General features: G+C 60.6%; 13 protein-coding genes and 1 riboswitch. Of the genes, 10 read left to right on the top strand and 3 right to left on the bottom strand.

The window, feature by feature from the left end; genetic code table 11:
• Positions 1 to 9 precede the first annotated feature (9 nt).
• On the top strand, positions 10 to 333 hold the full coding sequence (locus KP808_RS02315) for a DUF3392 domain-containing protein (RefSeq protein WP_002551720.1): 324 nt from the start codon (positions 10 to 12) through the stop codon (positions 331 to 333).
• A 28-nt stretch (positions 334 to 361) separates the two neighbouring features.
• On the opposite strand, the gene KP808_RS02310 is transcribed toward KP808_RS02315, so the two are convergent.
• The gene (locus tag KP808_RS02310) at positions 362 to 721 is read right to left on the bottom strand and encodes a hypothetical protein (protein ID WP_005752635.1); all 360 of its coding nucleotides are present in this window, start codon (positions 719 to 721) and stop codon (positions 362 to 364) included.
• A gap of 184 nt (positions 722 to 905) precedes the next feature.
• Positions 906 to 2,753, bottom strand: coding sequence for a dihydroxy-acid dehydratase (ilvD, locus tag KP808_RS02305; protein WP_230017376.1), 1,848 nt, complete (start codon positions 2,751 to 2,753; stop codon positions 906 to 908).
• A gap of 335 nt (positions 2,754 to 3,088) precedes the next feature.
• Between ilvD and alaC the strand changes: the two genes are divergently transcribed.
• From alaC to otnI, 7 genes are all read left to right on the top strand, one after another.
• The gene (alaC, locus tag KP808_RS02300; RefSeq protein WP_002551718.1) at positions 3,089 to 4,297 is read left to right on the top strand and encodes an alanine transaminase; all 1,209 of its coding nucleotides are present in this window, start codon (positions 3,089 to 3,091) and stop codon (positions 4,295 to 4,297) included.
• Positions 4,298 to 4,471: 174 nt separating this feature from the next.
• Positions 4,472 to 4,927 (top strand): YkgJ family cysteine cluster protein, encoded by a 456-nt coding sequence (locus KP808_RS02295; protein WP_002551717.1) that lies wholly within the window; start codon positions 4,472 to 4,474, stop codon positions 4,925 to 4,927.
• A 227-nt stretch (positions 4,928 to 5,154) separates the two neighbouring features.
• Positions 5,155 to 6,060: an L-threonate dehydrogenase gene (ltnD, locus tag KP808_RS02290; protein ID WP_122259110.1), complete on the top strand. Its 906-nt coding sequence runs from the start codon at positions 5,155 to 5,157 to the stop codon at positions 6,058 to 6,060.
• Between the two features lie 10 nt (positions 6,061 to 6,070).
• Entirely contained in the window at positions 6,071 to 7,360 is a 1,290-nt protein-coding gene (gene otnK, locus KP808_RS02285; protein WP_230017375.1) for a 3-oxo-tetronate kinase, read from the top strand.
• Positions 7,360 to 7,998, top strand: a complete 639-nt coding sequence (otnC, locus tag KP808_RS02280) for a 3-oxo-tetronate 4-phosphate decarboxylase (protein WP_230017374.1) — start codon at positions 7,360 to 7,362, stop codon at positions 7,996 to 7,998. Before otnK ends, otnC begins: the two co-directional genes overlap by 1 nt.
• Positions 7,999 to 8,133: 135 nt before the next feature.
• Positions 8,134 to 9,591: a GntT/GntP/DsdX family permease gene (locus KP808_RS02275; protein WP_230017373.1), complete on the top strand. Its 1,458-nt coding sequence runs from the start codon at positions 8,134 to 8,136 to the stop codon at positions 9,589 to 9,591.
• A gap of 22 nt (positions 9,592 to 9,613) precedes the next feature.
• Positions 9,614 to 10,411, top strand: a complete 798-nt coding sequence (gene otnI / locus KP808_RS02270) for a 2-oxo-tetronate isomerase (RefSeq protein ID WP_230017372.1) — start codon at positions 9,614 to 9,616, stop codon at positions 10,409 to 10,411.
• Between the two features lie 145 nt (positions 10,412 to 10,556).
• Here otnI and KP808_RS02265 read toward each other — a convergent pair whose 3' ends face one another.
• Positions 10,557 to 10,952, bottom strand: coding sequence for an acyl-CoA thioesterase (locus tag KP808_RS02265; protein ID WP_002551711.1), 396 nt, complete (start codon positions 10,950 to 10,952; stop codon positions 10,557 to 10,559).
• 220 nt (positions 10,953 to 11,172) lie between these two features.
• Positions 11,173 to 11,283, top strand: a riboswitch (S-adenosyl-L-homocysteine riboswitch).
• Positions 11,284 to 11,306: 23 nt separating this feature from the next.
• Between KP808_RS02265 and ahcY the strand changes: the two genes are divergently transcribed.
• Positions 11,307 to 12,716 carry an adenosylhomocysteinase gene (ahcY, locus tag KP808_RS02260; protein WP_002551710.1) on the top strand — a complete coding sequence of 470 codons (1,410 nt, stop codon included), beginning with the start codon at positions 11,307 to 11,309 and terminating at the stop codon, positions 12,714 to 12,716.
• 150 nt (positions 12,717 to 12,866) lie between these two features.
• Positions 12,867 to 13,712: a methylenetetrahydrofolate reductase [NAD(P)H] gene (gene metF, locus KP808_RS02255; RefSeq protein WP_003346344.1), complete on the top strand. Its 846-nt coding sequence runs from the start codon at positions 12,867 to 12,869 to the stop codon at positions 13,710 to 13,712.
• Positions 13,713 to 13,823 lie beyond the last annotated feature (111 nt).

Raw genomic sequence — 13,823 nt, 5'->3', positions numbered from 1 at the left:
GGACCCTGCATGGATTTCGTACTCGATCTGCTCGCCACCGTTTCACGCTGGAGTCGCAGCAATCTTTCAGAAATCGCACTCGCGCTGGTGGGCTGCCTGCTGGTGCTGTTCGGCTCGGACATCAAAGGCTGGCTGGAACAGCGAATCAGCGGCATTACCGGTGCCCTGCGCATCCCGCTGATCGCCCTGCTCTGCGCAGTGGGCAGCGGCGCGGCGCTGATCTACGCCACGCCGTGGGTAGTGCGCGGCCTCAGCCAGTTCAACAACTACAGCCTGGCGCCGGTGCTGTTGGTGGTGCTGGTGTTGATCGGGGTGATTGCGGACAGGAAGTGAGCCTGTTCTGGATCAACCTTCTGTCGCACTACTGAACGATGAGGCAACTGGCAAACGTGCATGCCCCGGATTTTCCGGTAAATGTCACAAACTTTATGCTCGGTGTGCCACTGACAGGCGTGATACTCAGTGGGTAAGTGGCGGCGCTACTGACGACGTAGGTGCCTTTGCTCGCCACTTCCTGCTTCACGCCCTTCTGTATGACGTAGATCGCGAACGCACTGTTATTGCGTACCTGTACCGCCGTATCCACACCCTGAGGCGGCGCAACTTGAGCAGTATCGGCGGGCGGCGCTGTTTCGTTCTGGACAGCGTCTGTTGAATCGAGTGCGTATGCGCCGAGGCAGACGCTCATGAACAATGTTGGTGCCAATAGCCATGCTTTCATCACGCTCTCCATAAAAGTCGATAGCGGTTAACCGCGGCAGATCACTCGCGGCTATTGGCCCAATATACAGCGCCCACGCGCGCTCGACAGCTGTCAGAAATAGCAGTAAGAAAGCCCGCCAGTCGTTCTCTCCAGACAAAAAAACACCCCGACTGGCGGGGTGTTTTCGCTGCGTCGCCGAACGTTACGGCACCAGTTTGTCCAGCAACGCCTTGTCACGCACCGCGCCCTTGTCAGCGCTGGTTGCCAGCAGGGCGTAGGCCTTGAGGGCGGTGGTCACTTTGCGTGGACGCGATTCCACCGGTTTCCAGCCTTTCTTGTCCTGTTCGGTACGGCGCTCGGCCATTTCCGCATCGTCGATCAACAGGTTGATCGAGCGATTGGGGATGTCGATCAGCACTTTGTCGCCATCGCGCACCAGACCGATTGCACCGCCTGCCGCCGCTTCCGGTGAAGCGTGACCGATGGACAGGCCGGAAGTACCGCCCGAGAAGCGGCCGTCAGTCAGCAACGCGCAATCCTTGCCCAGCCCTTTGGACTTCAGGTACGACGTCGGGTAAAGCATTTCCTGCATGCCCGGACCGCCTTTTGGGCCTTCGTAACGGATGATGACGATGTCGCCAGCCTTCACTTCGTCAGCAAGAATCCCGCGCACCGCGCTGTCCTGGCTTTCGAAGATCTTCGCGTTGCCTTCGAAGACGTGGATCGACTCGTCGACGCCAGCGGTTTTCACCACGCAGCCGTCCAGCGCGATGTTGCCGTACAGCACGGCCAGGCCACCTTCTTGCGAATAGGCGTGCTGGACGCTGCGGATGCAGCCGTTTTCACGGTCGTCATCGAGGCTGTCCCAACGGGTCGACTGGCTGAACGCGGTCTGCGTCGGGATGCCTGCCGGGCCCGCCTTGAAGAAGGTGTGCACGGCCTCATCGTCAGTCTGGGTGATGTCCCATTTGGCGATGCCTTCGGCCAAGGTCTTGCTGTGCACGGTCGGCAGATCGGTGTGCAGCAGGCCGCCACGGGCCAGCTCGCCGAGGATGCTGAAGATCCCGCCCGCGCGGTGCACGTCTTCCATGTGGTACTTCTGGATGTTCGGCGCGACCTTGCACAGCTGCGGCACCTTGCGCGACAGGCGGTCGATGTGGCGCAGGTCGAAGTCGATCTCGGCTTCCTGAGCAGCGGCCAGCAAGTGCAGGATGGTGTTGGTCGAACCGCCCATGGCGATGTCCAGCGTCATGGCGTTCTCGAACGCCTTGAAGTTGGCGATGTTGCGCGGCAACACCGAGTCATCGTTTTCCTTGTAGTACTGACGGCACAGGTCAACGATGGTGCGGCCGGCCTGCAGGAACAGTTGCTCGCGGTCGCTGTGGGTGGCGAGTGCGGAACCGTTGCCCGGCAGGGCCAGACCCAGTGCTTCGGTCAGGCAGTTCATCGAGTTGGCGGTGAACATGCCGGAACACGACCCGCAGGTCGGACAGGCGCTGCGCTCGTACTCGGCGACTTTTTCGTCAGTGGCTGTCGAGTCGGCGGCGATGACCATCGCATCGACCAGATCCAGGCCGTGGCTGGCCAGTTTGGTCTTGCCCGCTTCCATTGGCCCACCGGAGACGAAGATCACCGGAATGTTCAGGCGCAACGACGCCATCAGCATGCCCGGGGTGATCTTGTCGCAGTTGGAAATGCACACGATGGCGTCGGCGCAATGCGCATTGACCATGTACTCGACCGAGTCGGCAATGATCTCGCGGCTCGGCAGCGAATAGAGCATCCCGTCGTGGCCCATGGCGATGCCATCGTCGACCGCAATGGTGTTGAATTCCTTGGCCACGCCACCGGCGCGCTCGACTTCACGCGCGACCAGCTGGCCCATGTCCTTGAGGTGGACGTGGCCGGGTACGAACTGGGTGAAGGAGTTGGCGATGGCGATGATCGGTTTCTTGAAGTCTTCGTCCTTCATGCCCGTGGCGCGCCACAGGGCACGGGCGCCGGCCATGTTGCGGCCGTGGGTGGACGTTTTCGAGCGGTAATCAGGCATTGAAACACTCCGGCAAAAATAAGGCTGATCAGGAAGGGAGTGAGCTTCTATTGACGTCGCGAACGAGCGGCAGTGACCGCAGGCAGCGAAGAAACCGAACACCACGGGATCACCGTGTACTCGGCCTGAGCTCATAAACCCGCCGGGGGATGACTGGCGATGAATAGCGCGATTCTACACCGCCGACTCCGTTTGGTGGGTGAACAATATTTGTACAGCTCGCGCTGTAATCCTTGTGGACAAAACGCTGTCAGCGCGTCTATCTTCCTCGGCAGGCCGCCTCATGTGGCCACGTCGCTCGGACGGTTCCGGGCGCTTACGTACGCGAGATACTCATGGCAGACCAAGGTTCGCCGCGCCGCTTTGCGCGCATCGATCGACTCCCCCCTTACGTGTTCAACATCACCGCCGAGCTGAAAATGGCTGCTCGTCGTCGTGGTGAAGACATTATCGACCTGAGCATGGGCAACCCCGACGGGGCCACGCCGCCGCACATTGTCGAAAAACTGATCACCGTCGCCCAGCGCGAAGACACCCACGGCTACTCCACCTCGCGCGGCATTCCACGCCTGCGTCGGGCGATTTCCAACTGGTACAAGAAGCGCTACGAGGTCGACATCGACCCTGAAAGCGAAGCGATCGTGACCATTGGTTCCAAGGAAGGCCTGGCCCACCTGATGCTCGCCACGCTGGATCAGGGCGATACCGTGCTGGTGCCAAACCCCAGTTATCCGATCCACATCTACGGTGCCGTGATTGCCGGCGCCCAGGTGCGATCGGTGCCGCTGGTGCCAGGCGTGGACTTCTTCGACGAGCTGGAAAAAGCCATTCGCGGCTCGATTCCCAAGCCGAAGATGATGATTCTGGGCTTTCCGTCCAACCCGACTGCGCAATGTGTGGAGCTGGATTTCTTCGAGCGCGTGGTGGCCCTGGCCAAACAGTACGACGTGCTGGTGGTGCATGACCTGGCGTACGCCGACATCGTCTACGATGGCTGGAAAGCCCCGTCGATCATGCAGGTGCCGGGCGCCAAGGACATTGCAGTCGAGTTCTTCACCCTGTCCAAGAGCTACAACATGGCGGGCTGGCGGATTGGCTTCATGGTCGGCAACCCCGAACTGGTGAATGCACTGGCGCGGATCAAGAGTTACCACGACTACGGTACCTTCACGCCACTGCAGGTGGCGGCGATTGCCGCGCTGGAAGGCGATCAGCAGTGCGTGCTCGACATTGCCGAGCAGTATCGCCAGCGCCGCAACGTGCTGGTCAAAGGCTTGCACGAACTGGGCTGGATGGTCGAAAACCCCAAGGCGTCGATGTACGTCTGGGCAAAGATTCCCGAAGCCTACGCGCATCTGGGCTCGCTGGAGTTCGCCAAGAAGCTGCTGGCCGAAGCCAAGGTGTGTGTCTCGCCGGGCATCGGTTTCGGTGAGTACGGCGACGATCATGTGCGCTTCGCCCTGATCGAGAACCAGGACCGTATCCGCCAGGCCGTGCGCGGCATCCGCAGCATGTTCAGGGCTGACGACAAGCTCAAGTCCTGAGTTCGCCCTTTACGCCATGCCTGCTGACCGAATGCGCTCGGCAGGCATGCGCATCACCACCGATTACGCCCCGCCCTGACTGACCGACAGTCGCCTCGGCAATTTTTACTTACTGCAAATGGCCGCGGACCGGTATGATCGCGCGCCCCGATACACCCGGAATTCTGAAATAAAATGAAACCCACCTTGATCGCCGCCGCAGAACTCGATCGCATCGACACCTGGGCCAAATACTCCAGCCACATGTGCGGGGGCTGCGTATCCAGTTGCTGCACGTTGCCGGTAGAAGTGAAGATCAAGGACCTGATCCGCATCGGCATCGTCGATGAGTTCGAACGCGGCGACCCGGCCAAGAACATCGCCAAGCGTCTGCAGAAAGAAGGCATCGTTGAGCGTTACAACCAGAAGTCGGAAATCTTCACGTTGCAGCGCATGAGCAACAACGACTGCCTGTATCTGGACCGTAAAAGCCGCCTGTGCACCATCTATGACAAGCGCCCGGACACCTGCCGCAACCACCCGAAAGTCGGACCGCGCCCCGGTTATTGCGCGTACAAGCCCAAAGAAGTCGTGCGTCAGGAAAGCGGTTCTTTGAGAAACGCCACCAGCGCGCCAGTGCCGAAGTTCTGACCCCTTGAAGGGCTGCGCAACGCGCAGAATATCGGCTCACATCAATCAAGCCCCGGTCAGGGGCTTTTTTGTGGGCGATGGAAAAAGCCTATCGATGTTAATTTTTGTGAAAAATAAAAATACTTCACATTATTTACTCATTGATTCACTATCCGATTCACAGATCAGAACAATAACGCTCGAATGCCAGCGACACAGGCATCGGCACTGACTTTGAGGATTACTGCATGACCAGCAAAAACGTTGGCGTTATCGGCCTGGGTGCGATGGGTCTGGGCATTGCCCGTTCACTGCTGCGTAGCGGCTTCACTGTGCATGCCTGCGATGTGCGCAGCAGCGTGACCGAAGCGTTTGCTCAGGAAGGCGGCGTTGCCTGCCAATCCCCGGCCAGCATGGCCGCTGCCTGCGATGTGATCATTACCGTCGTGGTCAATGCCGAGCAGACCGAAACCGTTCTGTTTGGTGAAAACGGCGCGGTCGCGGCGCTGCGTCCGGGCAGTCTGGTCATCGGTTGCGCCACCGTTGCGCCGACCTTCGCCGTCGAACTTGGCGAGCGTCTGGCCGCACAGAACCTGCTGTACCTCGACGCACCGATCTCCGGCGGCGCCGCCAAGGCTGCCGCTGGCCAGATGACCATGATGACTTCCGGCCCGGCCGAGTCTTACGCCAAGGCCGAAGCCATCCTCAATGGCATGGCCGGCAAGGTATACCGCCTGGGCGACGTCCACGGGCTGGGCTCGAAAGTCAAAATCATCAACCAGTTGCTGGCCGGCGTACACATTGCAGCCAGCGCCGAAGCCATGGCCCTCGGTCTGCGTGAAGGTGTCGATGCTGACGCGCTGTACGAAGTGATCACCAACAGTGCCGGTAACTCGTGGATGTTCGAGAACCGCGTGCCGCACATCCTCAACGCCGATTACACGCCGCTGTCGGCTGTGGATATCTTCGTCAAGGACCTCGGCCTGGTGCTGGATACCGCGCGCAGCAGCAAATTCCCGCTGCCGCTGTCGGCCACCGCACACCAGATGTTCATGCAGGCCTCCAGCGCCGGTTTCGGCCGCGAGGATGACTCGGCAGTGATCAAGATTTTCCCGGGCATCGAATTGCCGAAAGTCAAGCCAGAAAAAGCCTGAGGAGCGACTGATGAGCCTGAACAACGCTCGCCCGCTGCTGGGCTGCATTGCCGATGACTTCACCGGCGCCACCGACCTTGCCAACATGCTGGTGCGCGGCGGCATGCGCACCGTGCAGAGCATCGGCATCCCCAGCGCCGAAATGGCTGCCGGTCTGGACGCCGACGCGATTGTCATCGCCCTGAAATCGCGCACCACGCCAAGCGCCGACGCGGTGGCTGAATCCCTCGCCGCGCTGGAATGGCTGCGCGAGCGCGGTTGCGAGCAGATCTTCTTCAAATATTGCTCGACCTTCGATTCGACCGCCGCTGGCAATATCGGTCAGGTGAGTGAAGCACTGCTGAAACAACTGGACAGCGACTTCACCCTGGCCTGCCCGGCCTTCCCGGAAAACGGCCGCACGATTTTCCGCGGCCACCTGTTCGTACAGGACCAGTTGCTCAGCGAATCGGGCATGCAGAACCACCCACTGACGCCGATGACCGATGCCAATCTGGTGCGCGTGCTGCATGCGCAGACCACCGGCAAAGTCGGCTTGCTGCGCTATGACACAGTCGCCAACGGTGTGGATAGCGTGCGCAGCAAGATTGCCGAACTGCGCGCCGAGGGCGTGAGCATGGCGATTGCCGACGCCCTGTCGGACGCGGACCTGTACACACTGGGCGCAGCCTGCGCTGACCTGCCACTGCTGACCGGCGGCTCGGGGCTGGCATTGGGCTTGCCGGGCAATTTCCGCAAAGCGGGCAAGCTGCGTGACATTGATGCAGCCAAACAGATCGCTATCAGCGGCGGCGAAGTGGTGTTGGCGGGCAGCGCTTCGGTTGCCACCAATGGCCAGGTCGCGGCCTGGCTGGAAGACAATCGCCCTGCGCTGCGCATCAACCCGCTGGACCTCGCGGCAGGCAAGCCGGTGGTCGAGCAGGCGCTGGCCTTTGCCAGAGACGCCGGGCAAACCGTGTTGATCTACGCCACCAGCACTCCGGATGAAGTCAAAGCCGTGCAGAAAGAGCTGGGTGTTGAACGCTCCGGTGCCATGGTCGAAGCCGCGTTGGGCGAGATCGCCAAGGGGCTGCTGAACGCTGGTGTGCGCCGTTTTGTAGTCGCCGGTGGCGAAACCTCCGGTGCGGTGGTTCAGGCGCTGGGCGTGCAACTGTTGCAGATCGGCGCACAGATCGACCCGGGCGTCCCGGCCACGGTCAGCAGCGGCGCACAACCGCTGGCACTGGCGCTCAAGTCCGGTAATTTCGGCGCTCGCGACTTCTTCGCCAAAGCCCTCAAGCAACTGGCGGGGGCAGCCTGATGATTGATGAAAACGCCCTGCGTCAGGAAATCTGCGACGTCGGCAGGCTGTTGTATGGCCGCGGCTACACGGTGGGCAGCGCGGGCAATATCAGCGCGCGGCTCGACGATGGCTGGCTGATCACCCCGACCGACGCCTGCCTGGGCCGCATGGACCCGGCGGATATCGCCAAGGTCAATCTGGCCGGTGAATGGGTATCGGGTAGCAAGCCGTCCAAGACCCTGGCCCTGCACCGCGAAGTCTACGACCGCAACCCTGAAGTCGGCGGCGTGGTGCACACCCACTCGACGCATCTGGTCGCCTTGACCCTGGCCGGGGTGTGGCAGGAGGACGACATTCTGCCGCCGCTGACGCCGTATCAGGTCATGAAGGTCGGGCATATCCCGCTGATCCCTTACCAGCGTCCGGGCTCGCCGAAAGTCGCCGAGCGCGTGGCGGAACTGGCCAACAGCGTGCGCGGCGTGATGCTCGAGCGGCTCGGCCCGGTGGTCTGGGAAAGCTCGGTGGCCAAGGCCTGCTACGCCCTGGAAGAGCTGGAAGAAACAGCGCGTCTGTGGCTGATGAGCAACCCCAAACCTGCACCGCTGGACCCGGCGGCGCTTGAAGAGCTGCGTCAGGTGTTCGGCGCCAAGTGGTAACGAGCACACGGTGATCGGGGAGCGCATTGCGCCTCCCGGTCGAAAAACAATAACAACAGGAATCGAGAGCATGACTCACCCCTACCCCGCTGTTTCGTTGTCAGTCTTTACCACCATTGACCGGAGTGCACGGGCATGACGCCGCTCATGTTGATGGTCGTGGCCGGTGCGGGCATCGCACTGCTGTTGTTTCTGGTGCTCAAGTACAAATTCCAGCCCTTCGTCGCCCTGATGCTGGTCAGCATTATCGTGGCGCTGGTCGCCGGTGTTAAACCGGCCGATCTGGTTGCCACCATTGAAGGCGGCATGGGCAAGACCCTCGGCCATATCGCGATCATCATCGCCCTGGGCGCGATGATCGGGCGCATCATCGAGCTGTCCGGCGGGGCTGAAGCACTGGCCAAGACCCTGATCAACCGCTTCGGCAACAAGCGCACGCCTCTGGCGCTGACCATTGCGGGTTTCATGGTCGGTATTCCGGTGTTCTTTGAGGTCGGCGTGATCATCCTCATGCCGTTGGCATACGGCGTGGCACGGGCGGCACGCAAGCCGCTGCTGATTTTCGCGCTGCCGATGTGCGCCGCCTTGCTCGCCGTGCATGCGTTTCTGCCGCCACACCCTGGTGCGGTCGCCGCTGCCAGTCAGTTGGGCGCGGACCTTGGACGGGTGCTGATGCTGGGCATTCCGATCGTTGCCGTGCTGTGCATGATCGGTTATTTCGTCGCGGGCCGCATGACCCGCAAGACCTACCCGATGACCGATGACATCCGCACCGAAGTCTACGGCCCGCACGTTACCAACGAAGACCTGGAAGCCTGGGCGCGCAACGATTATTCCGCTGTGCGTGAAGCCACTGAAACCAGAACCCTGGGCGCAGAAGAGACCGCCAGCAGCCTGGCGAGCAAACTGCCGCCTGCGCCCGCACCGGGTTTCGGACTGATCATCGCGCTGATTCTGTTGCCGATCGTGCTGATTCTGATGGGCACCCTGGCGACGACCATGCTGCCAGCCACGTCCACGCTGCGCGCAGTGCTGACCGTACTGGGTGCCCCCTTGGTTGCGCTGCTGATCGATACCCTGCTGTGCGCATGGCTGTTGGGCTCGCGTCGCGGCTGGAGCCGTACTCAGGTGTCCGACGTGATCGGTTCGGCCTTGCCCGGTGTGGCGATGGTTATTCTGATTGCCGGTGCCGGTGGCGTGTTCGGCAAGGTGCTGGTCGATACCGGCATTGGTGCGGTGGTCTCCGAGGCGCTACGCAACACCGGTCTGCCGGTACTCGCGCTGGGCTTCCTGCTGACCCTGCTGCTGCGCGCTGTTCAGGGCTCGACCACCGTTGCACTGGTGACCACTGCAGGCATTCTCAGCCCGCTGATCGCCACGCTGGACCTGAGCGCCAACCACCTGGCCCTGCTGTGTCTGGCCATGGGCGGTGGCGGTCTGGCCATGTCGCACATCAACGATGCCGGTTACTGGATGTTCACCAAGCTGGCGGGCCTCAACGTCGCCGACGGCTTGCGCACCTGGACCGTACTGGTCACGCTGCTCGGCACACTGGGCTTCGTGATCACCCTGCTGCTTTGGCCATTCGTCTGACCTTTTGAAGACTGGAGTTAACATGCCTCGTTTTGCCGCCAACCTCAGCATGCTGTACCCGCAGCATGACTTTCTTGAGCGCTTCGCCGCAGCCGCTGCCGATGGTTTCGGCGCGGTCGAGTACCTGTTCCCTTACGCCTACGGCACTCAGGAACTCAAGCAGCGCCTGAGCGACAACGGTCTGGTGCAGGCGCTGTTCAACGCCCCGCCAGGCGACTGGGAAGCAGGCGAGCGAGGCATTGCCACGCTGCCGGGCCGTGAAGCGGAATTTCGCATTGGTATCGAGCAGGCCTTGGAATATGCGCAGGTGCTGGGCAATGACCGAGTGCATGTGATGGCTGGCTTGCTGGCCGATGAAAGCTTGCGTGAGCGTCATCAGGCGGTCTATCTGGAGAATCTGGCGTTCGCGGCTCAGCAAGCCAAGGGCGCAGGTGTCACGATTCTGATCGAGCCGATCAACACCCGCGACATGCCGGGCTTCTTCCTCAATCGTCAGGATCAGGCACAGGAAATCTGCAGACTGGTGGGCGCTGACAATCTGAAGGTGCAGTTCGACTGCTACCACTGCCAGATCGTCGAAGGCGACCTGACCAGCAAACTGCGCCGGGACTTTGCGGGCATTGGCCATATTCAGATTGCAGGCGTCCCGGACCGCCATGAGCCGAACCTTGGCGAGCTGAACTACGAACACCTGTTCAATGTGATCGACGAGTTGGGCTACAGCGGCTGGATCGGCTGCGAATACCGCCCTAAAGGCGACACCAGCGTGGGTCTGGCGTGGTTGCGCAAGCTAAGCCAAGGGCTGAAAAACGCGGGATAGACGACGCGGAGCGTCGTGAACGGCATTCCCACGCGGAGCGTGAGGAACGATCATTCTGTAACTGTCGTGCCCGGGAGAACACTATCGTGCGACGCTCCGCGTCGCATGCCGTTCTGGACGCTCCGCGTCCGATCTTGAAGAGGTATCAATCCTCTACGTCGAACTGGTCCTTTATATAGCGGATTTCAGTCCGGCCATGCGGCGCTGGCTGGCCGTCTTCGTCGAGGTTGACGAAGACGATCTTCTCGACAGTCAAAATGCTTTTGCGGGTGATCTTGTTGCGCACCTGGCACTTGAGGGTGATCGAGGTGCGGCCGAATTCCGTGGCGGTGATGCCTAGCTCAATGATGTCGCCCTGACGCGAGGCGCTGACAAAGTTGATTTCCGAGATGTACTTGGTCACCACGCGCTGATTACCCAACTGGACAATCGCGTAGATCGCCGCTTCTTCATCGATCCAGCGCAGCAGGCTACCGCCGAACAATGTGCCGTTGGGGTTGAGGTCTTCGGGCTTGACCCACTTGCGGGTGTGGAAATTCATGTTCACTCCTGAGCGTCTGGCCGGTAGAGATGCGCATGATGGCAGAGCCGGCGGCCCACGCCCATGCCTGCGTCATAGCAACTGTGCATCGACCCGATTACAGGCAGATGGCAATTGCATGGCCTTTAAACCGACAGAAAGCCTTGGGAAGAATCGCGAGCGCAGCTATACTGCCCAACGTTTCAAAACGGTCATCCACGCTTGATACCGTTCCCGCCACCTGTCCGAGGGGCGCTGCAGCAGGTTTTCCCTGTCAGGCTCGGATGGGGCGTTGTTTGCCAGGACGATCCTCGACCGGCAAACCTTAAACGCACAACGGCGCCCATTCGCATTTTTATGGAATGGAGACTCTCAATGAGTGCTGTAATCACGCCCGCAGAATTTAATGACTACAAGGTTGCCGACATTTCCCTGGCCGCCTGGGGTCGTCGCGAAACCATCATTGCCGAATCCGAAATGCCTGCCCTGATGGGTCTGCGTCGCAAATACGCTGGTGATCAGCCGCTGAAAGGCGCGAAGATTCTCGGCTGCATCCACATGACCATTCAGACCGCCGTGCTGATCGAAACCCTGGTTGCCCTGGGTGCCGAAGTTCGCTGGTCGTCGTGCAACATTTTCTCCACTCAGGACCAGGCTGCTGCGGCCATCGCTGCTGCCGGCATTCCTGTGTTCGCCTGGAAAGGCGAAACCGAAGAAGAATACGAGTGGTGCATCGAGCAGACCATCCTCAAGGATGGCCAGCCATGGGACGCCAACATGATTCTCGACGACGGCGGCGACCTGACCGAGATCATCCACAAGAAATACCCGGCGATGCTGGACAAGATCCACGGCGTTACCGAAGAAACCACCACTGGCGTTCACCGCCTGCTGGACATGCTGGCCAAGGGCGAGCTGAAAATCCCGGCCATCAACGTCAACGACTCGGTGACCAAGAGCAAGAACGACAACAAGTACGGCTGCCGTCACAGCCTGAACGACGCCATCAAGCGCGGCACCGACCACTTGCTGTCCGGCAAGCAGGCACTGGTGATCGGCTACGGTGACGTGGGCAAGGGCTCGGCCCAGTCGCTGCGTCAGGAAGGCATGATCGTCAAAGTGACCGAAGTCGATCCGATCTGCGCCATGCAGGCCTGCATGGACGGTTTCGAGCTGGTCTCGCCGTTCATCGACGGTGAAAACGACGGTACCGAAGCAAGCATCGACAAGGCTCTGCTGGGCAAGATCGACCTGATCGTGACCACCACCGGTAACGTCAACGTTTGTGATTCGAACATGCTCAAAGCGCTGAAAAAACGCGCTGTGGTGTGCAACATCGGTCACTTCGACAACGAAATCGACACCGCTTTCATGCGCAAGAACTGGGCATGGGAAGAAGTGAAGCCACAGGTTCACAAGATCCATCGTACCGGCCCAGGCTCGTTCGACGCACAGAACGACGACTACCTGATCCTGCTGGCCGAAGGCCGTCTGGTAAACCTGGGTAACGCCACTGGCCACCCAAGCCGCATCATGGATGGCTCGTTCGCCAACCAGGTTCTGGCGCAGATCTTCCTCTTCGAGCAGAAGTACGCCGACCTGGCACCGGCCAAGAAAGCCGAGCGTCTGACCGTTGAAGTGCTGCCGAAGAAACTCGACGAAGAAGTGGCCCTGGAAATGGTCCGCGGCTTCGGCGGCGTTGTGACCAAGCTGACCAAGACCCAGGCCGATTACATCGGCGTGACCGTCGAAGGTCCGTTCAAGCCGCACGCTTATCGCTACTGATTGAGCAGGCTCGGTCCGCTTCTTACGCAGAAGCGGATCGAGCGTGATCAGCCATCACCGGTAGCACTCGCTGCCCCGGTGATGCTCAGTATCTGAAGGCCGTTCCGGCCTTTTCGCGAACAAGTTCGCTCCTACGACGAGATCGGCTCCATGTCTCAAGAACGCCGCTTCAGCTTCGAGTTCTTTCCTACCAAGACCGACGCTGGACATGAAAAGCTGCTGACCGTTGCTCGTCAGCTCGCTACGTACAACCCCGATTTTTTCTCCTGCACCTATGGTGCCGGTGGCTCGACCCGCGACCGCACGCTCAATACCGTGCTGCAGTTGGAAAACGAGATCAAAGTCCCTGCTGCACCGCATTTGTCCTGCGTGGGCGACAGCAAGGACGACCTGCGCAACCTGTTGGCGCAGTACAAGGATGCGGGCATCAAACGCATCGTGGCACTGCGCGGCGACCTGCCTTCCGGCATGGGCATGGCCAGCGGTGAGCTGCGTCACGCCAATGACCTGGTGAGCTTCATTCGCCAGGAAAGCGGCAGCCACTTCCACATCGAAGTCGCCGCCTACCCGGAAATGCACCCTCAGGCGCGTAATTTCGAGGATGACCTGAAGCACTTCGTCAACAAGGCCAACGCCGGCGCCGACAGCGCGATCACGCAGTACTTCTTCAACGCCGACAGCTATTTCAACTTCGTCGAGCGCGTTGAAAAGATGGGCGTCAGCATTCCGATCGTGCCGGGCATCATGCCGATCACCAACTACAGCAAGCTGGCGCGTTTCTCGGATGCCTGCGGTGCGGAAATCCCGCGCTGGATCCGCAAACAGCTGGAAGCCTATGGCGATGACGTGCAAAGCATTCAGGCGTTTGGCGAAGAAGTCATCACGCAGATGTGTGAACGACTGCTGCAAGGCGGCGCCCCTGGCCTGCACTTCTACACCCTGAACCAGGCAGAACCGAGCCTGGCGGTGTGGAATAACCTGCAATTGCCACGCTGATACCGCTGTAAAGCCGCGATCTGTCGGGCTATTCTCGGGAGATCGCGGCTTGATACACCGTTGGGCAGCAGGAAAGCGGCGTATTGCGTTCGCTCTGTTATACTCCAGCCT

This window comes from Pseudomonas savastanoi (assembly GCF_020917325.1).
Lineage (GTDB): Bacteria > Pseudomonadota > Gammaproteobacteria > Pseudomonadales > Pseudomonadaceae > Aquipseudomonas > Aquipseudomonas amygdali.
Note: the sequence above shows the minus strand (reverse complement) of the source record. Positions and strands in the feature narration are given on the sequence as shown.